At 53.4% G+C, this 22,770-nt stretch carries 13 protein-coding genes, 20 tRNA genes and 3 rRNA genes; 6 read left to right on the forward strand and 30 right to left on the reverse strand.

All coding sequences use genetic code 11. From position 1 onward, the window contains the following. Positions 1 to 24 precede the first annotated feature (24 nt). The 27 genes from SK3146_RS12065 to SK3146_RS12195 form a co-directional block, all read right to left on the reverse strand. Positions 25 to 1,008: an aldo/keto reductase gene (locus tag SK3146_RS12065; RefSeq protein WP_249865314.1), complete on the reverse strand. Its 984-nt coding sequence runs from the start codon at positions 1,006 to 1,008 to the stop codon at positions 25 to 27. A gap of 253 nt (positions 1,009 to 1,261) precedes the next feature. Beyond that, entirely contained in the window at positions 1,262 to 2,278 is a 1,017-nt protein-coding gene (locus SK3146_RS12070) for an NAD-dependent epimerase/dehydratase family protein (RefSeq protein ID WP_249865315.1), read from the reverse strand. A gap of 22 nt (positions 2,279 to 2,300) precedes the next feature. Continuing rightward, positions 2,301 to 3,899, reverse strand: coding sequence for a glycoside hydrolase family 28 protein (locus SK3146_RS12075; protein ID WP_249865316.1), 1,599 nt, complete (start codon positions 3,897 to 3,899; stop codon positions 2,301 to 2,303). A gap of 338 nt (positions 3,900 to 4,237) precedes the next feature. Continuing rightward, positions 4,238 to 4,308, reverse strand: a tRNA-Gly gene (locus SK3146_RS12080). 4 nt (positions 4,309 to 4,312) lie between these two features. Further along, a tRNA-Pro gene (locus SK3146_RS12085) sits at positions 4,313 to 4,389 on the reverse strand. A 7-nt stretch (positions 4,390 to 4,396) separates the two neighbouring features. After that, a tRNA-Leu gene (locus tag SK3146_RS12090) sits at positions 4,397 to 4,479 on the reverse strand. Positions 4,480 to 4,485: 6 nt separating this feature from the next. Next, a tRNA-Arg gene (locus SK3146_RS12095) sits at positions 4,486 to 4,559 on the reverse strand. A 53-nt stretch (positions 4,560 to 4,612) separates the two neighbouring features. After that, positions 4,613 to 4,686, reverse strand: a tRNA-Cys gene (locus SK3146_RS12100). 11 nt (positions 4,687 to 4,697) lie between these two features. After that, positions 4,698 to 4,769: transfer RNA gene (locus SK3146_RS12105), tRNA-Gly, on the reverse strand. A gap of 8 nt (positions 4,770 to 4,777) precedes the next feature. Further along, positions 4,778 to 4,862 (reverse strand) — tRNA-Leu (locus tag SK3146_RS12110). Positions 4,863 to 4,873: 11 nt separating this feature from the next. Further along, positions 4,874 to 4,946: transfer RNA gene (locus SK3146_RS12115), tRNA-Lys, on the reverse strand. Between the two features lie 13 nt (positions 4,947 to 4,959). Further along, positions 4,960 to 5,031 (reverse strand) — tRNA-Gln (locus SK3146_RS12120). Between the two features lie 10 nt (positions 5,032 to 5,041). Beyond that, positions 5,042 to 5,117: transfer RNA gene (locus SK3146_RS12125), tRNA-His, on the reverse strand. A gap of 18 nt (positions 5,118 to 5,135) precedes the next feature. After that, a tRNA-Tyr gene (locus SK3146_RS12130) sits at positions 5,136 to 5,218 on the reverse strand. A 19-nt stretch (positions 5,219 to 5,237) separates the two neighbouring features. Next, a tRNA-Thr gene (locus SK3146_RS12135) sits at positions 5,238 to 5,313 on the reverse strand. Positions 5,314 to 5,333: 20 nt separating this feature from the next. Continuing rightward, a tRNA-Phe gene (locus SK3146_RS12140) sits at positions 5,334 to 5,409 on the reverse strand. Between the two features lie 25 nt (positions 5,410 to 5,434). Next, positions 5,435 to 5,511: transfer RNA gene (locus tag SK3146_RS12145), tRNA-Asp, on the reverse strand. An 18-nt stretch (positions 5,512 to 5,529) separates the two neighbouring features. Next, positions 5,530 to 5,606 (reverse strand) — tRNA-Met (locus SK3146_RS12150). A 16-nt stretch (positions 5,607 to 5,622) separates the two neighbouring features. Beyond that, positions 5,623 to 5,698, reverse strand: a tRNA-Val gene (locus SK3146_RS12155). A gap of 30 nt (positions 5,699 to 5,728) precedes the next feature. Continuing rightward, positions 5,729 to 5,803, reverse strand: a tRNA-Glu gene (locus tag SK3146_RS12160). 13 nt (positions 5,804 to 5,816) lie between these two features. Further along, positions 5,817 to 5,908, reverse strand: a tRNA-Ser gene (locus SK3146_RS12165). Between the two features lie 10 nt (positions 5,909 to 5,918). Further along, positions 5,919 to 5,994: transfer RNA gene (locus SK3146_RS12170), tRNA-Asn, on the reverse strand. 4 nt (positions 5,995 to 5,998) lie between these two features. Continuing rightward, positions 5,999 to 6,075 (reverse strand) — tRNA-Ile (locus tag SK3146_RS12175). Between the two features lie 42 nt (positions 6,076 to 6,117). Continuing rightward, positions 6,118 to 6,234, reverse strand: a 5S ribosomal RNA gene (rrf, locus tag SK3146_RS12180). 153 nt (positions 6,235 to 6,387) lie between these two features. Next, positions 6,388 to 9,435: ribosomal RNA gene (locus SK3146_RS12185) — 23S ribosomal RNA — on the reverse strand. 241 nt (positions 9,436 to 9,676) lie between these two features. Continuing rightward, positions 9,677 to 11,218, reverse strand: a 16S ribosomal RNA gene (locus tag SK3146_RS12190). The 16S, 23S and 5S rRNA genes sit together here with 20 tRNA genes alongside, the layout of an rRNA operon. A 522-nt stretch (positions 11,219 to 11,740) precedes the next feature. Continuing rightward, positions 11,741 to 12,709, reverse strand: a complete 969-nt coding sequence (locus SK3146_RS12195; protein WP_249865317.1) for a quinone oxidoreductase family protein — start codon at positions 12,707 to 12,709, stop codon at positions 11,741 to 11,743. 316 nt (positions 12,710 to 13,025) lie between these two features. Here SK3146_RS12195 and SK3146_RS12200 point away from each other — a divergent pair, with 316 nt between their 5' ends. The 6 genes from SK3146_RS12200 to SK3146_RS12225 all read left to right on the forward strand — a co-directional run bounded on the left by SK3146_RS12200 (position 13,026) and on the right by SK3146_RS12225 (position 19,627). Next, a complete protein-coding gene (locus SK3146_RS12200) occupies positions 13,026 to 13,760 on the forward strand; it encodes an MBL fold metallo-hydrolase (RefSeq protein ID WP_249865318.1) in 735 nt (244 codons plus the stop codon). A 101-nt stretch (positions 13,761 to 13,861) separates the two neighbouring features. Then, entirely contained in the window at positions 13,862 to 14,719 is an 858-nt protein-coding gene (locus SK3146_RS12205; RefSeq protein WP_249865319.1) for a Cof-type HAD-IIB family hydrolase, read from the forward strand. A 178-nt stretch (positions 14,720 to 14,897) separates the two neighbouring features. Beyond that, a complete protein-coding gene (locus SK3146_RS12210; protein ID WP_434006871.1) occupies positions 14,898 to 15,932 on the forward strand; it encodes an ABC transporter substrate-binding protein in 1,035 nt (344 codons plus the stop codon). Positions 15,933 to 15,951: 19 nt separating this feature from the next. Next, entirely contained in the window at positions 15,952 to 17,721 is a 1,770-nt protein-coding gene (locus SK3146_RS12215; RefSeq protein ID WP_249865320.1) for an ABC transporter permease, read from the forward strand. Further along, complete coding sequence (locus tag SK3146_RS12220; RefSeq protein ID WP_249865321.1) at positions 17,718 to 18,785, forward strand: ABC transporter ATP-binding protein; 1,068 nt, start codon at positions 17,718 to 17,720, stop codon at positions 18,783 to 18,785. The genes SK3146_RS12215 and SK3146_RS12220 overlap by 4 nt, the downstream gene beginning before the upstream one ends. A gap of 62 nt (positions 18,786 to 18,847) precedes the next feature. Then, positions 18,848 to 19,627 carry a Cof-type HAD-IIB family hydrolase gene (locus SK3146_RS12225; RefSeq protein ID WP_249865322.1) on the forward strand — a complete coding sequence of 260 codons (780 nt, stop codon included), beginning with the start codon at positions 18,848 to 18,850 and terminating at the stop codon, positions 19,625 to 19,627. A gap of 105 nt (positions 19,628 to 19,732) precedes the next feature. Here the strand turns inward: SK3146_RS12225 and SK3146_RS12230 are convergent, their stop codons facing one another. The 3 genes from SK3146_RS12230 to SK3146_RS12240 form a co-directional block, all read right to left on the reverse strand. Next, positions 19,733 to 20,071: a bh protein gene (locus tag SK3146_RS12230; protein ID WP_249865323.1), complete on the reverse strand. Its 339-nt coding sequence runs from the start codon at positions 20,069 to 20,071 to the stop codon at positions 19,733 to 19,735. After that, positions 20,068 to 21,060: a sugar-binding transcriptional regulator gene (locus SK3146_RS12235; RefSeq protein WP_249865324.1), complete on the reverse strand. Its 993-nt coding sequence runs from the start codon at positions 21,058 to 21,060 to the stop codon at positions 20,068 to 20,070. Before SK3146_RS12235 ends, SK3146_RS12230 begins: the two co-directional genes overlap by 4 nt. A gap of 453 nt (positions 21,061 to 21,513) precedes the next feature. After that, complete coding sequence (locus SK3146_RS12240) at positions 21,514 to 22,629, reverse strand: glycoside hydrolase family 88/105 protein (protein WP_249865325.1); 1,116 nt, start codon at positions 22,627 to 22,629, stop codon at positions 21,514 to 21,516. Positions 22,630 to 22,770: the final 141 nt, after the last annotated feature.

The raw sequence follows: 22,770 nt of genomic DNA on the forward strand, positions 1-22,770 counted from the left end.
AGAATGAATTCATTTTTATGGCAATCAATACGCTCCACGAATATGCTCATGAACCTCTTGGTGATAAAAACGGTTCAGCTTCTCATGATCAAACGGCGAGAACGGTTCCACGTCCAGCACGCCCAGGTTGTCCTCGACTTGAGCCGTATTTTTGAAACCGGGAATAACGCAGGTCACATTCGGATTATCGAGAATCCAGCGAAGTGCGGCCCTTGTCATATTGCCTCTGCCTTCTCCGATCCATTGCAGCTGTCTGCTCAATTGAACGCCCTTCTCGAACGGCAAGCCTGCGAACGTTTCTCCGACATTAAAGCTTTCTCCGTTGCGGTTATAGCTGCGGTGATCGTCCTTGTCAAAGGCGGCGTCCTCCTTGAACTTTCCTGTAAGCAGCCCGCTGGCGAGCGGCAGGCGGACGAGAATGCCGACTCCGCGCTCTTTGGCGCGCGGCAGCAGTTCTTGCTCCGGCTTTTGTCTGAAAATATTATAGATCACCTGAAGCGCTCTCACATTCGGATTTTCCAGGCAAAGCAGCCCTTCCTCCACCGTCTCCACGCTTACGCCGTATTCGCGGATCTTGCCTTCGCCGCGCAGCTTGTCCAGCACTTCAAACACCGAGCCGTCCCGCAAAATGGAAATAGGCGGACAATGAATTTGGTACAGATCGATTCTTTCTCTCTGCAGCCGCTTTAAGCTTTGCTCGCAATAAGCGCGAACCGCGGCTTCCGTGTAATTATTCGGATCGTGAATATCTCCGGAGCGGCAAAATTTGGTGGCGATATGGATTTGATCTTCCTTGCCTTTGGTCGCTTGGGCAAGAAGCTCCTCGCTATGGCCGTTCCCATACACATCCGCCGTATCAAAGAAATTGACGCCTGCCTCCATGGCGCGTTCCAAACCTTTTAACGACTCCCCGTCATTCACAGTCCCCCAAGACCCGCCGATAGCCCACGTGCCGAAGCTGACCTCGCTTACCTTTATATCGCTAGATCCTAACTGTCTATATTTCATAGCTTCTATTCCCTCCCTGATGGCTGACCGTGCTTACGCCCGGCCTTCTTCTATTATAGCCGCGGAGCAGCTGCTGCAAAATAACGCAAAAAAAGTTCAGTTACTTACATTTAGGTAAGCATGGCGAGAATTTGTCGTCCCTTTGCGACATTCGGTTCGCGCGCCAACAAGCGGTACGCAACAAAGCCGAAGACGGGCCCCGTTGCATCTCTTCTGCAAGCGCTGGCCCCGTCCCCGGCTATCCGTTCATTTCTTATATAGATAATAATTTCAACTGTTTGCCGAATTCCGTATAAAGCCCTGTCAGCCGATCCTCCAGCAAATCCTTCTCCGTATCGACCTGATGACCGTCGCGCTCATACCAGTCAAGCAGCATTGAAAGTCCGGCAGACAGAGAGATGTCCGCTTGATAGCCGGGCAGATCGCGTTTCAGCTTGCTGTTGTCGAACAGCCCGGAGTAGCTTTTTTCATAATAAAGATGTGAAAATAACGCCGGACTCGCCTGCACCAGCAGATCCGTGCTGATATGAACGATGTTCGGCTCTACGCCGAGCAGCTTGCCGAATTCCAAATATAAGTCCTGCCAAATATGCACATCTTCGTTGGTTGCATGATAGCTTTTTCCATACATATTGGAATTGCCTACGGCGCCGACGAAAGCCTTGGCCACATCCGGCGCAAAGCTGAAGCTCCACGGTACGGTACCGTCGCCGAACATAAGAAGCGGCTTACGGCTTCTTATACGGTGCACGATATTAAAGTTTTGGCGCAGTACGCCAAGATTCGCGCAGCCGATACCGTAGGTTAAAGAAGGCCGGATGATCGTCACGGGAACTTCGCCCAGCTTGATCATGCCGCCCAAATAACGTTCCATCTCCGCTTTTTGAAACGCATAGGCGAATGAAGGATCGTCAAACAGCTCCTCCGCGTCCTCGGCCGTCGGAATCGTACGGAACGGTCTCTTGTAAGCGGCCGTGCTCGAGCAAAAAACAAACTGTCCTGCTCGTCCGTGCAGCGCCTCCAACGTTGCCTGTGCGTCGGCCGCGTCGAAGGAAATCATATCGATGACCGCATCAAACCGGCGATCTTTCATCAGCTCGCGGAATTGCTCTCGATTCGATTTGTCGCCCGTAATGCATTCCACTTCGCCGGAAAATAAATGATTCTTGCTGCCGCGGTTGAACACGGCAACCTCGTATTGCTTGGCGAGAGCCGCTTCCACGATGGAACGGCTGATGACGCCGGTTCCGCCTAGAACTAATACTTTCATGATGTCACCTGCTTTTTTCTTCCTATTTTACCACAACCATACCTTCTGCCGTAGCATCTACTGCGATATCTTGAACCGCTTTCTCCAGCATATTGCCGGAAAATACGATATCCTTCGTTTCCCCGCCGCTGATTTGGGCGTACACATCCGTTCCGCGCACGGCAGCAGCGCCTTGCACGTACGCTCCTTGAGTATCGCGCAGCTCAATGACCGGCGTATCCGCGTGCGGACGCTTCATCCCGAATCCGTGCAGCTCGATGTCCTCGCCCTTATCGATCGTAAGAGCCGCTCCCTCCCGGGTCTCGATCCGCACATGATGCATTTGAAGCGAACGCACATATTTGCAGTACATTCCTTTGCCTGCCATCACGAGTTCTTCGCGCACCATATCCGGTTCTCCGCCCTGCTCGTTCGGATCGCTTGTCATCTCGATATGAATATGATCCAGCACGACATCCTCGATCGGCATTTCCGGCAGACCGTACAGGAAGCCGGCCGCGCCCAACACTTCGGTCGCCGTAATATGGCTCAGGCGGATGTGACGGAACACCGGGGTCGCCTCGGTAACCGGCTGCGCCAGCGGGCTTGAAATATCCGGATTGGCCGGATCAACGCCGTAACGGTAGAACGAGTTAATGGCGATCGGACACAGCACGCCTTTCATGAAAATATTATTCACCTGCACATGCTCGATCGTTCCCCCACGGGCCCGGTTCGACTTAAAGCGGATGCCGCGGTCCGTTCCGATAAAGACGCAGTTGGAGATGACGACATGGCGGATGCCACCGGCCGTCTCGCTGCCCAGCACGACGCCGCCGTGTCCCGCCCGCATCGTGCAGTTCGTTACCGCGACGTTCTCCGTCGGGATGCCGATGCGGCGCCCATCCTCGTCGATCCCGGATTTCAGGCAGAGGCAATCGTCTCCGACATCGAATTGGCAATCGGATATGCGCACGTAACGGCAGGAATCGATATCGAGCCCGTCGCCGTTAGGCGTATCCGAAGGATTGTGAATGAGCAAGCTGTGCAGCGTTACATTATCGCAATAGACCAGATGCGTATTCCAGAATGGAGAATTTTGCAGCGTCACTCCTTCGATCCGCACATTCGTGCAGCGGAACAATTGAAGCAGCGCGGGACGTAAAAATTGCGTCTCCCACTCCACGATATTGCTCTTGATACTCATCAGATGGCTGTTCAACTCAAACAACTGCTTCTCCCGCTCGCTGGAAGGGCGGCGTCCCGCTTTGCATTCATGATACTGCTTCCACCAGGCTGAGCCTTGTCCGTCGATAATGCCTCCGCCTTGAATCGTCACATTCGTCAAATCAATGCCATATACCAACGGGGAATAGCCGTAGCATTCATAGCCGGACCAGCGGGTTTTGACAAACGGATATTGATCCGGGTCCGTCGAAAACAATAGCTTAGCCCCCGAATCGATATGCAGCGTCATATGGCTCTTCAGATGAATGGCCCCCGTTAAATAAGTGCCTGCAGGAAAATATACCGTACCTCCGCCGGCCGCTTCGCAAGCTTCCATCACTTTGCGGATCGCTTCCGTATTCAAGGTCGTCCCGTCTCCGACAACCCCGTAATCCAACACATTAAACATCGTCATGGTGTCTCTATCCTCCTAAATTTCACCAAGTGAGCGGAGGACTATAAGCTCCGCTCACGCGCTGTATCTCTATCAATCCTGTTTATTATCTCATATGTTGGTATACCAGACTATCCGTTGTATTTAACCATTACTCAAATTAGCGAGGATTTATTCAGACCGAAACCTTCATCGTCTTTATTTAACCGGCCGATACTCCGTATTTAACCTCGTTTTCCTCCCCGCTCATGCAGGTTTACATCGTCTGCATTCCCGATTTCCTTCCATGTATCATTTTTCCCGTAATAGAAAAAGAGCCTCAGGATCTGATCCTAAGACTCTTTCGCTATGTTTCAGAAAGCGGGTGATGGGAATCGAACCCACGCTACCAGCTTGGAAGGCTGGAGTTCTACCATTGAACTACACCCGCGAGATGGTCGGGACGACACGATTCGAACATGCGACCCCCTGGTCCCAAACCAGGTGCTCTACCAAGCTGAGCTACGTCCCGAAGATTATGGTGCCGGTAGAGGGACTTGAACCCCCACGGTTTCCCTCACGATTTTGAGTCGCGCGCGTCTGCCAATTCCGCCATACCGGCTTACTACGTGCCCTGAGAGATTCGAACTCCCGACCTTTTGATTCGTAGTCAAACGCTCTATCCAGCTGAGCTAAGGGCACATAAAAGTTATTGATTCCTTGATCCTAAAGCATCTGCGGCTCCAATAAAACAATGGAGGCGCCACCCAGACTCGAACTGGGGGTAAAGCTTTTGCAGAGCTCTGCCTTACCACTTGGCTATGGCGCCGGATAAAGGAAAGCGGAAGACGGGAATCGAACCCGCGACCCTCGCCTTGGCAAGGCGATGCTCTACCGCTGAGCCACTTCCGCAAAACCAATGCGCTCGAGAGGACTCGAACCTCCACGGGGGGTTAGCCCACACGGACCTGAACCGTGCGCGTCTGCCAATTCCGCCACGAACGCATAATGAAATCTGAGCCATGTAGGACTCGAACCTACGACACCCTGATTAAAAGTCAGGTGCTCTACCAACTGAGCTAATGGCTCGCAATTAGAAATACTGGGGATCTAGGATTCGAACCTAGGCATGACGGAGTCAAAGTCCGTTGCCTTACCGCTTGGCTAATCCCCATCAAAGATCATGGGGCGATCGATGGGACTTGAACCCACGAATGCCGGAGCCACAATCCGGTGCGTTAACCCCTTCGCCACGACCGCCGCAGCTCGAAACCGGTATGGAGGCTGATGGATTCGAACCACCGAACTCGTCAGAGAACAGATTTACAGTCTGCTGCGTTTGGCCACTTCGCTAAGCCTCCATATTTGTTGCGAAAGCAATGGTGCCGTCGAGAGGACTTGAACCCCCAACCTACTGATTACAAGTCAGTTGCTCTACCAATTGAGCTACAACGGCAAATTATTATTAAGATTACATGGTGGCTCGGGACGGAATCGAACCGCCGACACGAGGATTTTCAGTCCTCTGCTCTACCGACTGAGCTACCGAGCCTAATGTATTCGGTGAAAAATGATAATGGCGGAGCCGACGGGATTCGAACCCGCGGTCTCCTGCGTGACAGGCAGGCATGTTAGGCCTCTACACCACGGCTCCACACTGTAAAAAGTAAATTGGTTGCGGGGGCAGGATTTGAACCTGCGGCCTTCGGGTTATGAGCCCGACGAGCTACCGGGCTGCTCCACCCCGCGTCGTTAAAAGTATATATGGTGGAGGCTGAGGGGATCGAACCCCCGACCCTCTGCTTGTAAGGCAGATGCTCTCCCAGCTGAGCTAAGCCTCCATATATGTCTTATACCTTTATTGGAATTTATGGTGACCCGTAGGGGATTCGAACCCCTGTTACCTCCGTGAAAGGGAGGTGTCTTAACCCCTTGACCAACGGGCCATGCTGTATATTATGGCGGAGAGAGAGGGATTCGAACCCTCGAGACGCTTGTGACGCCTACACGATTTCCAATCGTGCTCCTTCGGCCAACTCGGACACCTCTCCAGAGGAGAAATGGCTCCCCGAACAGGACTCGAACCTGTGACAACTCGATTAACAGTCGAGTGCTCTACCAACTGAGCTATCAGGGAACAATGGTGGGCCTTAGTGGACTCGAACCACCGACCTCACCCTTATCAGGGGTGCGCTCTAACCAGCTGAGCTAAAGGCCCTTATGTCTTGAATGCTGTGATAAAACACAAGATTAAAGCTTTGCTTGGCGACGTTCTACTCTCCCAGAACCCTTCGGTTCAAGTACCATCGACGCTGGAGGGCTTAACGGTCGTGTTCGAGATGGGAACGCGTGGTTCCCCTCCGCCATCATCACCAAACGGTGTAGCTTGTTCAAGGCTTGCGCCTTGAAAACTAGATACGAAACTTGTGCGCGTAGCGAGCAATGGTTATTTGTTCTTCCCGGTTTGTTTCCGGGCCCCGAGAAAGTATTTGGAATCAGCTTCGAAGCTTCTCTTCACTTTCTTGGGAACTAGGTTAAGCCCTCGACCGATTAGTATTCGTCAGCTCCACACGTTGCCGTGCTTCCACCCCGAACCTATCTACCTCGTCGTCTTCAAGGGGTCTTACTTACTGGGAAATCTCATCTTGAGGGGGGCTTCACGCTTAGATGCTTTCAGCGCTTATCCCGTCCGTACGTAGCTATCCAGCCATGCTCCTGGCGGAACAACTGGTACACCAGCGGTACGTCCATCCCGGTCCTCTCGTACTAAGGACAGCTCCTCTCAAATTTCCTACGCCCACGACAGATAGGGACCGAACTGTCTCACGACGTTCTGAACCCAGCTCGCGTACCGCTTTAATGGGCGAACAGCCCAACCCTTGGGACCTACTTCAGCCCCAGGATGCGATGAGCCGACATCGAGGTGCCAAACCTCCCCGTCGATGTGGACTCTTGGGGAGATAAGCCTGTTATCCCCAGGGTAGCTTTTATCCGTTGAGCGATGGCCCTTCCATTCGGTACCACCGGATCACTAAGCCCGACTTTCGTCCCTGCTCGACCTGTTTGTCTCGCAGTCAAGCTCCCTTCTGCCTTTGCACTCTTCGAATGATTTCCAACCATTCTGAGGGAACCTTGGGGCGCCTCCGTTACGCTTTAGGAGGCGACCGCCCCAGTCAAACTGCCCACCTGACACTGTCCCCATACCGGATCTACGGTACCAGGTTAGAACTCCGATACGATCAGGGTGGTATCCCAACGTCGCCTCCACACAAGCTGGCGCTCATGCTTCTCAGGCTCCCACCTATCCTGTACAGATCGTACCAAAGTCCAATATCAAGCTGCAGTAAAGCTCCATGGGGTCTTTCCGTCTTGTCGCGGGTAACCTGCATCTTCACAGGTATTAAAATTTCACCGGATCTCTCGTTGAGACAGCGCCCAAGTCGTTACGCCATTCGTGCGGGTCAGAATTTACCTGACAAGGAATTTCGCTACCTTAGGACCGTTATAGTTACGGCCGCCGTTTACTGGGGCTTCGGTTCATAGCTTCGGGTTCCCCCTAACCACTCCCCTTAACCTTCCAGCACCGGGCAGGCGTCAGCCCGTATACTTCGCCTTGCGGCTTCGCACAGACCTGTGTTTTTGCTAAACAGTCGCTTGGGCCTTTTCACTGCGGCCCCCTCGGGCTATTCACCCTACCGAGGCACCCCTTCTCCCGAAGTTACGGGGTCATTTTGCCGAGTTCCTTAACGAGAGTTCTTCCGCGCGCCTTAGCATGCTCTGCTCGCCTACCTGTGTCGGTTTGCGGTACGGGCACCTTCTCCCTGGCTAGAGGCTTTTCTTGGCAGCCTGAACTCATGACCTTCGCTACTGTTATTTTCACTCCCCATCACAGACCAGCCTTACGATCAACGGATTTGCCTATTGACCAGCCTCTCTGCTTGGACGGGCATCCATCAGCCCGCGTCACTATCCTTCTGCGTCACCCCATCGCTCATAACGGTTCACGGTGGTACAGGAATTTCAACCTGTTGTCCTTCGACTACGCCTTTCGGCCTCGCCTTAGGTCCCGACTTACCCTGAGCGGACGAGCCTTCCTCAGGAACCCTTAGGCTTTCGGCGGATCAGATTCTCACTGATCTTTTCGTTACTCATACCGGCATTCTCACTTGTGTACTGTCCAGCGCTCCTTACGGTACACCTTCAACCTATACACAACGCTCCCCTACCCCTGCGTCACCTTCATTCCAGCCTCGAAGCGGCGCGTTTAGCCCTGGGGTGCATTTAGCCAGATTCCTTGAATCTACTTAAAAGTAGAATCTGGCGAATGTCCCGTGTCTAAACGGTAACCTCAAAGATGCAATGAAGGCGACGCGAGCCATAGCTTCGGTGGCGTGTTTAGCCCCGTTACATTTTCGGCGCAGAGTCACTCGACCAGTGAGCTATTACGCACTCTTTCAATGATGGCTGCTTCTAAGCCAACATCCTGGTTGTCTGCGCAACTCCACATCCTTTCCCACTTAACACACACTGGGGGACCTTAGCTGATGGTCTGGGCTGTTTCCCTCTTGACAATGGATCTTAGCACTCACTGTCTGACTCCCGGGATAAAGTATGTGGCATTCAGAGTTTGACTGGACTTGGTAACCCTTGGCGGGCCCCGCACCCAATCAGTGCTTTACCTCCACTACTCATCTCCCGAGGCTAGCCCTAAAGCTATTTCGGGGAGAACCAGCTATCTCCGAGTTCGATTGGAATTTCTCCGCTACCCCCACCTCATCCCCGAATTTTTCAACATTCGTGGGTTCGGGCCTCCAGTGCGTGTTACCGCACCTTCACCCTGGACAGGGGTAGATCACACGGTTTCGGGTCTACGCCCACGTACTTCGTCGCCCTATTCAGACTCGCTTTCGCTGCGGCTTCGGCTCTTCACCTTAACCTTGCACGGGAACGTAACTCGCCGGTTCATTCTACAAAAGGCACGCCATCACTCATTAACGAGCTCTGACTTCTTGTAAGCACACGGTTTCAGGTTCTATTTCACTCCGCTCCCGCGGTTCTTTTCACCTTTCCCTCACGGTACTGCTTCACTATCGGTCGCTAGGGAGTATTTAGCCTTGGCAGATGGTCCTGCCTGCTTCCCACGAGGTTTCACGTGTCTCGCGGTACTCGGGATCCGTCTAAGGTGTTCGCAGAATTTCAATTACAGGGCTTTTACCTTCTATGGCCGGCCTTTCCAGACCGCTTCATCTACCCCGCTGCACCTACGTTGACGTCCCACAACCCCAGAGAGCAAGCCCTCTGGTTTGGGCTGTTCCGCTTTCGCTCGCCGCTACTGACGGAATCACTTTTGTTTTCTTCTCCTGAGGGTACTTAGATGTTTCAGTTCCCCTCGTATGCCTCTACACACCCTATGTATTCAGATGTGAGTAACTGAGAATTACCTCAGCTGGGTTCCCCCATTCGGATATCCCCGGATCAAAGCCTGCTTACGGCTCCCCGAGGCGATTTCGTCGTTCGCCACGTCCTTCTTCGGCTCCTAGCGCCTAGGCATCCTCCGTGTGCTCTTATTAGCTTAACCATGCTAATACACGTTGTATTGCTCTACGCATTTCGTTTCGTTATCTAGTTTTCAAGGAACAATCTTATTGAAATTGAGAGTCATTAGGCTTCCTTTGCGGGCACCTTTGTCCTCTCAAAACTGAGCAACGAGTGAGTGACGTTGCAACTGTTACATCGAGTTCGTCGATGTCCGTTGTCAACTATTGTGCAACTGTTAGTTGCTTATGTCCGCTACCCTTCAGATAGCATGGACTCCATAGAAAGGAGGTGATCCAGCCGCACCTTCCGATACGGCTACCTTGTTACGACTTCACCCCAATCATCTACCCCACCTTCGGCGGCTGGCTCCTTGCGGTTACCCCACCGACTTCGGGTGTTGTAAACTCTCGTGGTGTGACGGGCGGTGTGTACAAGACCCGGGAACGTATTCACCGCGGCATGCTGATCCGCGATTACTAGCAATTCCGACTTCATGCAGGCGAGTTGCAGCCTGCAATCCGAACTGAGACCGGCTTCTAAAGATTCGCTCCACCTCGCGGCTTCGCTTCCCGTTGTACCGGCCATTGTAGTACGTGTGTAGCCCAGGTCATAAGGGGCATGATGATTTGACGTCATCCCCGCCTTCCTCCGGTTTGTCACCGGCAGTCACTCTAGAGTGCCCATCCGAAATGCTGGCAACTAAAGTCAAGGGTTGCGCTCGTTGCGGGACTTAACCCAACATCTCACGACACGAGCTGACGACAACCATGCACCACCTGTCTCCTCTGTCCCGAAGGCCTCCCCTATCTCTAGGGGATTCAGAGGGATGTCAAGACCTGGTAAGGTTCTTCGCGTTGCTTCGAATTAAACCACATACTCCACTGCTTGTGCGGGTCCCCGTCAATTCCTTTGAGTTTCACTCTTGCGAGCGTACTCCCCAGGCGGAGTGCTTACTGTGTTGACTTCGGCACCAAGGGTATCGAAACCCCTAACACCTAGCACTCATCGTTTACGGCGTGGACTACCAGGGTATCTAATCCTGTTTGCTCCCCACGCTTTCGCGCCTCAGCGTCAGTTACGGTCCAGAAAGTCGCCTTCGCCACTGGTGTTCCTCCACATCTCTACGCATTTCACCGCTACACGTGGAATTCCACTTTCCTCTCCCGCACTCAAGTCACCCAGTTTTCAGTGCGATCCGGGGTTGAGCCCCGGGCTTAAACACCAAACTTAAATGACCGCCTGCGCGCGCTTTACGCCCAATAATTCCGGACAACGCTTGCCCCCTACGTATTACCGCGGCTGCTGGCACGTAGTTAGCCGGGGCTTTCTTCTCAGGTACCGTCACCCTTAGAGCAGTTACTCTCTAAGGCGTTCTTCCCTGGCAACAGAGCTTTACGATCCGAAAACCTTCATCACTCACGCGGCGTTGCTCCGTCAGACTTGCGTCCATTGCGGAAGATTCCCTACTGCTGCCTCCCGTAGAAGTCTGGGCCGTGTCTCAGTCCCAGTGTGGCCGATCACCCTCTCAGGTCGGCTACGCATCGTCGCCTTGGTAGGCCGTTACCCTACCAACTAGCTAATGCGCCGCAGGCCCATCCGTAAGCCACAGGTTACCCCGTGTTTCATGATCTCCTCATGCGAGAAGACCAGCTATCCGGTCTTAGCTATCGTTTCCGATAGTTATCCCGATCTTACAGGCAGGTTGCCTACGTGTTACTCACCCGTCCGCCGCTAACTGTTCCCGAAGGAACAGTCCGCTCGACTTGCATGTATTAGGCACGCCGCCAGCGTTCGTCCTGAGCCAGGATCAAACTCTCCATTAAAGTACGACCGATGCCGAAGCACCTTTCGTTATAACAGAGCTTGTCTTAAGCTCAAAATTCAATGCTAGCAAGAATTTGCATTCTCTATTTAACACTCACTCGTTGTTCAGTTTTCAAAGGACAATCTTCGTTCTTATCCGACACGTTTCAGCAGCGGACAAGTAAGAAATATATCATATTTTTTCGAGCGATGCAAGCTTTTTTTCATTCCTTATTGTCATCGAAACAACCGGGATTTTATTTCACTTGCTTGTCTGCTCAACAACAGCTCGATTAATATAGCATAAGTTAATTACATATTGCAAGTACATTTTAAAAATATATTTACTTCTCTAAAATGTTTACCTGCTCGAGCAAGAATCTTAATTTATCACGATACGATTACAATTGCAACCTCTTCTTTCAAACTTCCTTTTTCTATTATTATAAATCGAATGTAAACGGAGCCCATAAGGAAACATTACCATTTCACTAAAGCCGTTTCAGAAATCGGATATACGCGATCTCATTTATCCTACCGGGTTAAGGGATCAACAATATTTTCCCGGTGTTTCCCCTCCCCTCAAGCAACCGGTGCGCCGCCTCTCCGTCTTCGAGAGCGAATTGTTTCGGCTCTTCCAGCTCCAGCCTGCCCATCCGTAAGTCTGCAAAAAGCGTCTCCGCACGTTCAAGCCGTTGGTTACGCGTCGTCAAATGATTCCATAAGTCGCCCCCAACCAACGATTTGGAACTGTCCATCAGCATGCGGGGATCGATATTCGGCGGATCTCCTCCGGCCATTCCGAAGAACACGACCGTCCCTTTCGTTTGAACGGCTGCGAAGCTGTTCATCAATGTCGATCCGATCGAATCGTAAACGACATTGGCGCCGCAGCCGCTTTGAGACCAGCCGATAACGTCATGAACCCAATCGTCGTCATAGAATAACACTTCATCCGCTCCGGCTTTTAACGCCGCTTCCCGCTTGGCATTGGAGGAGGTGATTCCCGCCACTCGGGCCCCTTTATTTTTGCTCATTTGAATAAGCAATTGCCCCACGCCTCCCGCCGCAGCATGAATGACTACATCGTCGCCGGGGCGAACGTGATAGCTGTCATGGACCAAATAATGCGCAGTCAGCCCTTGAAGCAAAATGGCCGCCGCCTGTTCGAAGGAAATATCATAAGGCAGCGGAATCAGGCGATCGGCGGGCGCGGACACAAGCTCGGCATTGGCGAACGGAACATCGGCAAAAGCAACCCGATCTCCGGCTCGTATCCCATCCAGATCGGAAGAGACTTGCTCGACAATGCCTGCGCCTTCATAGCCCAATATGTAAGGCGGGTCACCGGCCAAATAGTAGCCGCCTCGCCTTCTGTAAATATCCGCAAAATTGAGCCCGGCGGCTTTCATTCTTACCAATGCCGTTCCCGGCTTCATTGGCGGATCAGGCGCCTCTGCGTAATAAAGCACCTCGGGCCCGCCGAATCGTTCGAACATCAACGCTTTCATTATATATACCTCCGGTATGTCGGACATTGGTCCTCTGCTTTTCTCCACGTAACATTCTGCCCTCCGGGCCATAGTTTAACTCCCGCTTTTTAAAAGCTTGGTGATTTATGCGCGGCCTGCAGTCGATAAAGCTTTCCACTCGCAGGAAATCCTTCTACAAAGGCGAACCTAACGCTTTTTTGGATTAAGATGCCCCGCTCCGCGCATTTACAGTATCTTAACTTGCCCTTTCATCAGGGCCGACCTATATTTATAACAAATGTATGCATCATGAACAAATGATACAAGGCGGTTTATATCAACTGAGGTGAAGAACATGCATGTACAAATCTTAGGTTATTGGGGAGGATACCCGTCCGCAGGCGGCGCTACTGCAGGCTATTTGGTCACAACGGAGGAAGGGCAAATTTTGCTCGACTGCGGCAGCGGCATCATGAGCCGGCTTAATTGCCACACAAGCGTCGAGCGTCTGTCGGGCGTCATCGTATCGCACCTGCATCACGATCACATGGCGGACATCGGAATTTTGCAGTATGCCGCCGTCGGGGCCATCCGAAATCAAAGAATGAAGCACAAGCTTCGTCTATTCGTGCCCGAAGAACCGTCCGACATCCTTGAGAGGCTGTATGGCCCGCATTCGGAGATTACGCTGATCGACAAAACACTTCGGGTTCGATTGGCCGGCGCCGATATCGAGTTCGTTCCCGTTCAGCACACAATATCCTGTTACGCCGTTAAAATCACCTATCAGGGCAAAACGCTGGTCTATTCCGGGGATACCTCCTATTGCGAATCGCTGGTCGAGCTTGCGCACAACGCAGACATTTTATTGTGCGAGGCGACGATTTGCGAAGGCAGCTGCCATACGACCGGGCTCGGGCATATGAATGCAAGCCAAGCGGCCATGGTGGCGGAGAAAGCCAAGGTAAAAAAATTGGTTCTAGTGCATCTGCCGGGCGACGGTGACTTTGAGCTGATGAAGCAATCGGCAAGCGCCGTATTCGGCGGCCCGGTCTATCTTCCCGATACGTCCGGCGTCTATACCGTGTAACGTTAGCATTAGAAGCCGAATCCTAATAGACTCGAACGGGAATCGCGCTCCCGACAGCAGCCTATTTTTCCACAAAAAATCACATGAAACGGAGATCCGCCATGTATCGTTTGCTGATCCTGGATATGGATGGAACGCTGCTGAACCGCAGCAAAATCGTAACTCCGGCAGTACGCCTTTCGCTTGAAACGCTTATTGGAAAGGGGGTGAAAGTAACCATCGCCTCGGGACGTTTTCCCGCTTCGGTCTGGCTGCACGGACAGCACATCGGCATGAATTGCCCTCTCATTGCGTTGAATGGGGCCGTCATCCTTGATGCGGCAACGGGCCGTTGTCTTCACGGCTATCCGCTTCGGCCGGATGCGGCGCTTCATGCGGCCAAGCTGGCTGCCGAGGCCGGGGTGTACATTCATTTTTACGGTTATAACCGGCTCTATGTGGAAGCCTTGAATGCAATGAACGCGGTTTGGCCGCTTGCCAACGTCGTGAGGCGCGAAGACGCTGCGCTCACCTGGGACAACTACCGCAGCCAAGCGGAGCTAATCGAAGTGCAGCCGGTCGGCAGTCTGGCGAAATTCGCCGAAACGGCCGAAGCGCCGCTCTACAAGGCTACCGTCATCAGCGACCGCGCCGATGCGCTGAATTCGCTGTACGACGAATTACGGTCAGGCGGCGAATTCGTCTTGACGAGAACGGGAACAAGGCGCTTCGACATCAACGCCTCCGGTGTCAGCAAACGGTCGGCGGCGGAGCTTATATGCCGGATGCAGGGAATAATCGCTGAAGAAACCGCAGCGATCGGCGATTACGATAACGATGTAGAGATGCTCAGCTGGGCAGGTCTCGGCATCGCCATGGCGAACGGAAGCGAAGCCGCCAAGCAAGCCGCCGCCGCGCTGACGGCCGGCAATGAAGAGGACGGCGTCGCGCTGGCGGTCGAGAAGTATTTTACAATATGAAGACCTTCAGTTTACCGTCTTATAACATTCGTTTCCTATAATGAAATGGAACCAACCGCTCTCCGTTCGTTCGGCACGCGAATGAACCGGGCGGAACGGCTATACGCATAATTAATTATAATTATTCCCATAGGGAAAGACAGGTAGGGAGAGAATAATGTTGCTGAAAAAAGGATCTATGTTGATGAGCGTGGCGGCGCTGCTGCTGTTTAGCGGGTGCGGAACAAGCCCGCAGCCTTCGGGAGCGCAAACCGCCCAATCGGCGGGAAGCAAGCAGGAAGCGGCAGGAAGCGGCGTATCGGGTAAGCTGGCCTTTTACACGTCCCAACCCGAAGAAGACGTCACCAAGCTGGTAGCCGCATTTAATAAGAAATATCCCGATGTGAAGGTCGACAGCTTCCGTTCCGGCACCGAGGAAGTCACCGCCAAAATTCAAGCGGAAAATCAGGCGGGCAAAGTTCAAGCCGACGTGCTGCTGCTGGCCGACGCGGTTACCTTCGAAGGGCTGAAGAAGCAAAATTTATTAGCTGCTTACAAATCGCCGGAATTATCCAAAATTCCTAAAGAGCTCGTCGATCCGGACGGCATGTACTCGGGCACGAAAGTCATGGCGACAGTGCTGGCCATCAATACGCAAAAAGTAAAAACCCCGCCGACCTCTTGGAAAGCGCTGGTCTCCGCCGAGAGCAAGGATGCGGGCATTATGCCGAGTCCGCTGTATTCCGGCGCCGCAGCCTACAACGTAGGCGTGCTGACGAGAACCGACGGCTTCGGATGGGATTACTTCAAAGGTCTGAAGGCGAACAACACCTCGGTCGTCAAAGGCAACGGCGCTGTCCTTAACGCCGTAGCCGGCGGAGAGAAATCGTACAGCATGGTCGTCGACTATTTGGTAGCCCGCGAGAAAGCGAAAGGCTCCCCCGTCGATCTGATCTATCCGTCCGAAGGGGTGCCTGTCATTACGGAGCCGATCGGAATTATGAAAAATTCGGCCAATGAAACGGCCGCCAAAGCTTTCGTCGATTTCGTCCTGTCCGAGGACGGACAGAAGGTCGCCTCCGATATCGGCTATACGCCGATTCGCGAAGGGGTACCGGCGCCTAAAGGATTAAAGAGCATCTCCGAATTTAAAGTGATTTCCTCCGACATCGCCAAGCTGACGGAGGCGCGCGACGAAGATAAGAAGCAATTCACCCAGCTGTTCGGACAATAAGAAGCGGAGTGCGTAAACCATGATAGAATCCAAACCAATTCGGCTTGCGAGGGAGAACGGCGAGATCGGGTCCGCTCTCCCTCCCTTTCCTTCCCGGACCGTGAAATCGATTGCCGCCGGTTTCTTCGCGCTCGTACTGGCTCTTGTCTTCGTGCTTCCGGTCGTCAAGCTTATATATTTGAGCGTGCACGGGGACATGGGGCTTACGCTGGAGCATTATACCGAAATGCTGCGCCAGGACCGTCTATGGAAAACGCTGAAAGATACGTTCATCGTCGTCGCCGGCTCCTCGCTCGTATCCGTCATTCTCGGGACGGCGGCCGCCTGGCTGATTGCGTATACGGACATCAAGCATAAAAATACGCTGCATTTGGCGCTGTTGCTGCCGTTTATTTTACCGTCCTACGTTCTGACGCTATCCTGGTCTTCGTTTATGAGCGCTCAAGGCTTCGTCGCCCAGGCGCTTCATTGGTTCCAGCCCGACGCCAAGCCTTGGAGCATGTACAGCTATGGCGGCATTATTTTTGTTATGGGCATCCATCACTTCCCGCTCGTCTATCTTCTGACGGTAGAGGTGCTGAAAAAAATACCTCGCGATTTGGAATGGGCGACGCGGGCGAGCGGAGCAGGGCGCTGGACGACGTTCCGTCTGGTCACGCTGCCGCTTTCTCTGCCCGGACTGACGGCAGGCGCTCTGCTTGTCTTTCTGGCTTCCTTGGACAATTTCGGGATTCCCGCTTCTCTCGGCATTCCGAGCCATATTTCCGTTTTAAGCACGCTGATTTACGAAGAAATTATCGGTTTCGGTCCGTCGGCTTTCGCCAGAGGGGCGGCGCTATCCGTCATGCTCGGCGTCATTGCCGTCATCGGTACGATTCTGCAGTGGCTGTCGGTGCGTAAAATTAAAGCGGCGGACACGGTCGTCTCCGACAACAGTCCCCGTTATACATTGGGAATGCACCGCGGGTGGATGACGTCGGCCGTTTGGGCGGGCATCGCTTTCATCACTTTGATCCCCCTCATATCGATGGTCGCCATTTCGCTCAAAAAAGCCTACGGCCTTCCGTTCCAATGGAAAAATCTCACTTGGGATAACTATCGGTATATCTTGCTCGATAATCCGAAAGTATGGCAGTCGATCCAAACGAGCCTGCTGCTGTCCGTGACGACCTTCGTCATTTGCCTCGTGCTCGGCTCCCTGCTCGCCTATGCCCGCGTGCGCAAGCCGTCCTGGCTAACCAAGGCGGCGGAGCTTGCGGTCGCTTTGCCATACACATTGCCCGGAATCGTCTTCGGGCTCTGCATGATCTTCGCCTGGATGGAGCCGATCCCCGGCTGGAATCCCGGTATATACGGTTCGATAAGCATTTTGTTTATTGCCTATACATGCCGTTTTCTTATTCTGCAGGTGAGGGCGGGCATTACGGCGTTCACTCAAATCGACGTTTCGCTGGAGGAGGCCGCCCATAGCTCCGGCGCCGGTTTTTGGCGCAAGTGGGTTTCGGTGCTGATCCCGCTTCTGCTGCCGGGGCTATTAAGCGGAGCATTCCTCGTCTTTCTGACCGCCTTCACGGAGCTTACCGTCTCCGCCTTGCTGTGGTCGACGGGATCGCAGACGATCGGCGTTACAATCTTCAGCTTCGAGCAGGCCGGCAGCACCTTGTACTCGACCGCTCTGTCGAGCTTGATCGTCGTTCTGATTTTGGGCGGCATGGCCGCACTGCAATTGCTGCAAAAGCTGCAGTCCGGCAAAAACGCTCAGTCCAGCAAAGGAGTTCAACAGCCATGAGCATTCAATTACGGGAAGTCAGCAAATCGTTCGGAAGCTTTCAGGCGCTCAAATCTTTAAATTTGACTATCGCCAAAGGAGAATTCGTCGCCATATTGGGACCGTCCGGCTGCGGCAAGACGACGCTATTGCGGCTGCTCGCCGGATTCGAGCAGCCCACCACGGGCGAAATCTGCATGAATGAGACGCAGGTGGCGAAGCCCGGCTTCAGCCTGCCCCCGGAAAAGCGCAGAATCGGCATGGTATTTCAGGCATTTGCCTTATGGCCGCACATGAACGTTACGGAGCATGTGCGCTTCCCGATTCGCCATCATCAAGAGACTCCGCCGTCCATTCGCGACAGGGAGCAGGATCGCATCGCCGACGTGCTGCAGATGGTCGGCTTATCCGAGCATGGCGGCCGGATGCCCCACGAGCTGTCGGGCGGGCAAAAGCAGCGGGTGGCGATCGCCAGAGCGATTGCGGCCGAACCTTCTCTGCTGCTCATGGATGAGCCCCTCAGCAGCCTCGATGCGATGCTGAGAATGGATATGCGCAGAGAAATCCAATCCGTGCACAGACAGACCGGTACCGCGATCGTATATGTTACGCATGATCAGGGGGAAGCGCTGGCGATGGCCGACCGGATCGTCGTCATGAAGGACGGGCGCATTGAACAGGAGGGAACGCCGCAGGACATTTATTTGCGTCCGCAAACCGAATTTGTCGCCAAATTCGTCGCCAAGGCCAACCTTGTGCGCGGACGCTGGAACAACGGCATCTTCGTGCCGATGAGCTCGGACGGTACCGTGCAATGGGCCGGCCCCGAAGTGGCGCCCTACTTTCAAGCTTGCGGCATGTACCCGGTGAGACCGGATCAGTTCGAGCTGTGCCCTTCCGGCACGGCGGGGATTCGCGGCGAGGTGACGAACGTGCAGTTTCAAGGCAGAGAATATCATTATCATATTCAATCCGAAGACGGAACATGGGAAATTTGCTCTCCCCTGTCATTCCGGCGCGGCGACAACGTGTCTCTCCGGTTGCTGCAAACAAGCGGCAGCCGGCAGGAAGCGCTCACCCGGTAACGGGAACGGGGCGAGGCATCGGCAACGCCCTTTTTTTCGCTATGACTTCTGGAGGTGCTACTATGACGCAGCGGCGAAGCATGATTTTCTTTGACATCGACGGCACCTTGCTTGACCGTCGCAAATGTTTGCCGCCTTCCGCCAAGGAAGCGGTTCTCGCATTAAAGCAGGCAGGGCACGAAGTCGCCTTCGCGACAGGACGCTCTCCCTTTATGATGGAGGAGCTGCGAAAGGAGCTCGGCATCGATTCCTTCGTCGGCTTCAACGGCCAATACGTAATGCTGAAAGACGCGGTCATATACCGAAATCCGATTCCTACCGAACGGCTCCGCGAGTTAACCGAATGCGCCCGCAGCGCCGGCCATCCTCTCGTCTATCTCGATCACGAGGGTATGAAGAGCAGCGTGCCGCGCCATGCTTACATTGAAGCCGGGATCGGCTCCCTGCAGTATGAGCATCCGGATCATGATCCCGATTACTATATCGGCCGCGATATTTACCAGACGATGCTTTTCTGCGCCGAGGAAGACGAAGCCGGGTACGTCGGCCGGCTATCCGGGCTCGATTTTATCCGCTGGCATCCCTTCTCCATGGATGTGCTTCCGTCAGGCGGCTCCAAGGCGCAAGGCATCGAACGGCTGATCGGCCGGCTCGGCTTTGCCAGAGAAAATGTTTATGCCTTTGGCGATCATTTCAACGATGTAGAGATGCTGCGTTACGTCGGGCACGGCATAGCGATGGGCAATGCACCCGCTTCCGTAAAGCAAGCGGCCCGCTACATAACCAGAGACGTCGGCCAGGACGGCATCGCCTACGGGCTGGAGCTTGTCGGGCTGCTGTAGTTGTATAGGCCCGAAGCCAAAACGCCAAAAAGCCTTATGACCGGTCCGGTACGCGTTTCACCAGATCGCCATAAGGCTTATGTTTTATTAGCCTGAACCTGTCATCTATCGTTTGTTTACCCGGTACTTTTTGAAATAACCGCGAATTTGCTTCGCCTCCTGAAACACCCGGTAAGGCTTGCTCACGACTCTGGCCGGCAAGTTCAACAAAAAACGGCTCACGTCGCTGCGGTATTCTTCCGTCATCCGGGACGGTTTGCTGCGGATTCTCCGGTACACTTCATCGTACAATTCATGAGCCAAATCGATCTTCAGCGAAAGCAGCCGGCCGCAGTTTCGGCATTGAATTTCGGAGATGCGGTCGTTCATATAGCCGATAACATGATGATGCTCCTGCTTGCACTGCGTACAATATAGAAAAGCTTCCAGCCGGGTCTCCTTCATGGCGATTCCTCCATCGACAGTTTGGAATGGGACGGTTGTTCTCTTAAACGGGCCGATAGACCGGACGCCGTTTCTTCGTCGGTAATAAGCACGTGCAAATAATTTCCTTTGAGCGCGGCCAAAATGCTGTCGATCTTATGCGAGCCGACGGCAATGCCGATCACGGTCTTCACGGATCGCAGCTGCTCCAGTTCCATGCCTATCACTTTATTATTGATCGGATGCCGGCACAGAGCGCCGTTCTTGTCGATAAAACGGGAGTTAATATCCGCTACCGCGTCCATCGCCTTAAGCTCCTGCAGCACATCTGCGGTTAAGTAGCCGATCTGTTCCATCGTCGATAGAGCGAACGGATTGCCGATCCCTACGAGCGCCAGATCGATCTGCTTGCCTTCCTCCAACACGGAAGCGATATGAGGAAGCTGAACAAGCTGGTTTTTGAGCTCCTCCGTCTCAACCACGGCCGGAGCGTACAGCGATTCGCATTTCGCCCCCAATTTTTTGGACAGCTCATAGGCGATTTGATTGGAGTGAATCTCGGTCTTATCGTTGCCCATACCTCCGACCAGAGGGATGATCTTCACATGATCCTTTTTTTCAAAAGGAAACTCTTTGACCGCGCAATGCAGCGTCGTCCCCCAGGAGACCCCGATCCGCTCCGCCTGCTTCATCGTTCGTAAGACGAATTGCGCGGCAGCCTTGCCGACGGTGCTGTAGATCAAATCCTCGTTTAAATCGCGGGTAGGCACGACGACCGCCTGCTTGAGCGCAAAAGCGGCTTCAAGCTCCTTCTCCAGCTCGCCCGCTTCCGGCCGCTCGTCATGAATGACGATCTCCACGATGCCTTCATCCCGCGCTTTTTGCAGCAGCTTGGACACGGCGGGACGTGAAATGCCGTACTTGACCGCAATCTTCTCCTGCGTCCACGATTCGAAATAATACAGCTTGCATATTTTGATAATAAATTGTTTTTCCTCGGCATTTAACATGAGCGACCGCCTAACATTTGTTCTATCTTCTTACAATTGTAATAACTATAAAATGGCTGCGGCGGCACCGTCAAGTTAAGAATCCGTAAACGCTTGTTCAGACATGGTCCCCTGAAGGAACAAATCCCCCAAAAGCCATCCATGCCGCCGACGCGGCACCACAGACAATGGAAATGGGGTAACAAGAGTAATTTCCAGGGTAGTGACGTGATGCTCTGAAGCTTATTGCGTCCGCATCCAGCCTAAGCTGGATCGGCGTCTAACCATTCCTATGGGATCGTTCTATGGGTAGACATTACTTTCGGGGGAGCCCCCCCGGATATCCTCAGGATTTTGCTGCGCATCATTTCCTAAATAACCAAAAAAGCCGCCCCCGGCAAAACGCAAAACCGTTCGGCTTTGCGGGGACAGCCCCTGCGGTCCCGGTTCCGCTCCTTTATGCAAACCCGGGTATTATTCTTCGGCCGCTTCGAGCTCCAGACAAGCCATAACGAATGGCGCATAGCCTTTCGGATCGTCTCTGCGAGTAGGCTCGCTGATGTAATAAGCGTAAGAGCCGTCGCGGTACGGATTATTGCCGAGGCCCGCTACGCTGCAAATATGATCCAGGTACCAATGTCCGTTCTCATCTTGTCCAACGCAGTGTTCGATCAGCCCGGCATGTCCGCGTTTGGCGGCTTGCAGGGCGTTTTTGCCCAAATAGCCTTTGCGGGCGCCTTTGGCCAGCGCGCATACGAACATCGCCGAACCGGACGCTTCCAAATAATTGCCTTTACGGGCGCCCTGATCGAGCACCTGGTACCACATGCCCGAATTCTGATCCTGCACGCGCATGATCGCCCCGGCCAAACGATGGAAGATGCCGACGATTTGTCCGCGCTTCGGGTGATCGAGCGGCAAGTAGTCGAGCACGTCGACTATCGCCATGACGTACCAGCCGACCGCGCGTCCCCAGAAGTGAGGCGAACACTCTGTCTCCTTATTCGCCCAGCGCTCTTCTCTTGTCTCATCCCAGCCATGATACAGCAGGCCCGACTCAGGATCGCGAGATACTTTTTCCATCAGCAAAATTTCATTGGCGACGTCGTCGAACCACTCGTGCTCTCCCGACATTTGAGCATAGGCCGCAAGCAGCGGAGACGTCATATATACGCCGTCCAGCCACATTTGGAACGGATAAATTTTCTTATGCCACAGTCCGCCCTCGCTTGTGCGGGGATGGCCCTTCAATTGCGTTACAAGCAGCTCGATCGCTTTCTTGTATTTCTCTTCCCCGGTTTGTTCGTACAGCAAAAACAGCGATTTGCCTTGGTTGATTTGATCTACGTTATATTCATTCAGGTCGTAGGTGTCGATAGTGCCGTCTTCGCGGATAAACAGGTCCATGTTTTCTTTAATGTAGCGATAATACTTTTCGTCCCCCGTTTTCCGCCACAAACGCTCCATTGCGGTCAGCGCGCATCCGTTTTCATAATTCCAGCTTCTTCTCTTTTGAAACGGCATATCGGATACGATAGGGTACTTCTTCATGAAAGAGTCCGCCATAGTTACAGACCAAATCGCACTCATTGATTAGTTCCTCCTCAAAATACAGCATGCTCCATATAACATTAGCATATTTGCGGCACAGAAACTTATCGTTTCTTGCCGATTCCTATCGCATCTTTATATTATTTTGTTCAATCGCGAATCGAATAACCGGCAAGTCCC

This window comes from Paenibacillus konkukensis (genome assembly GCF_023523925.1).
Classification (GTDB): Bacteria; Bacillota; Bacilli; order Paenibacillales; family NBRC-103111; genus Paenibacillus_S; species Paenibacillus_S doosanensis.

Bases quoted from the DNA above. Each gene is read 5' to 3' on its own strand.
- SK3146_RS12205 (WP_249865319.1), top strand. From the start codon at position 13,862: ATGTATCGTTTGCTGATCCTGGATATGGATGGAACGCTGCTGAACCGC.
- SK3146_RS12215 (WP_249865320.1), top strand. From the start codon at position 15,952: ATGATAGAATCCAAACCAATTCGGCTTGCGAGGGAGAACGGCGAGATC.
- SK3146_RS12065 (WP_249865314.1), bottom strand. From the start codon at position 1,008: ATGAAATATAGACAGTTAGGATCTAGCGATATAAAGGTAAGCGAGGTC.
- SK3146_RS12075 (WP_249865316.1), bottom strand. From the start codon at position 3,899: ATGACGATGTTTAATGTGTTGGATTACGGGGTTGTCGGAGACGGGACG.
- SK3146_RS12240 (WP_249865325.1), bottom strand. From the start codon at position 22,629: ATGAGTGCGATTTGGTCTGTAACTATGGCGGACTCTTTCATGAAGAAG.
- SK3146_RS12230 (WP_249865323.1), bottom strand. From the start codon at position 20,071: ATGAAGGAGACCCGGCTGGAAGCTTTTCTATATTGTACGCAGTGCAAG.
- SK3146_RS12200 (WP_249865318.1), top strand. From the start codon at position 13,026: ATGCATGTACAAATCTTAGGTTATTGGGGAGGATACCCGTCCGCAGGC.
- SK3146_RS12235 (WP_249865324.1), bottom strand. From the start codon at position 21,060: ATGTTAAATGCCGAGGAAAAACAATTTATTATCAAAATATGCAAGCTG.
- SK3146_RS12220 (WP_249865321.1), top strand. From the start codon at position 17,718: ATGAGCATTCAATTACGGGAAGTCAGCAAATCGTTCGGAAGCTTTCAG.
- SK3146_RS12210 (WP_434006871.1), top strand. From the start codon at position 14,898: ATGTTGATGAGCGTGGCGGCGCTGCTGCTGTTTAGCGGGTGCGGAACA.
- SK3146_RS12225 (WP_249865322.1), top strand. From the start codon at position 18,848: ATGACGCAGCGGCGAAGCATGATTTTCTTTGACATCGACGGCACCTTG.
- SK3146_RS12195 (WP_249865317.1), bottom strand. From the start codon at position 12,709: ATGAAAGCGTTGATGTTCGAACGATTCGGCGGGCCCGAGGTGCTTTAT.
- SK3146_RS12070 (WP_249865315.1), bottom strand. From the start codon at position 2,278: ATGAAAGTATTAGTTCTAGGCGGAACCGGCGTCATCAGCCGTTCCATC.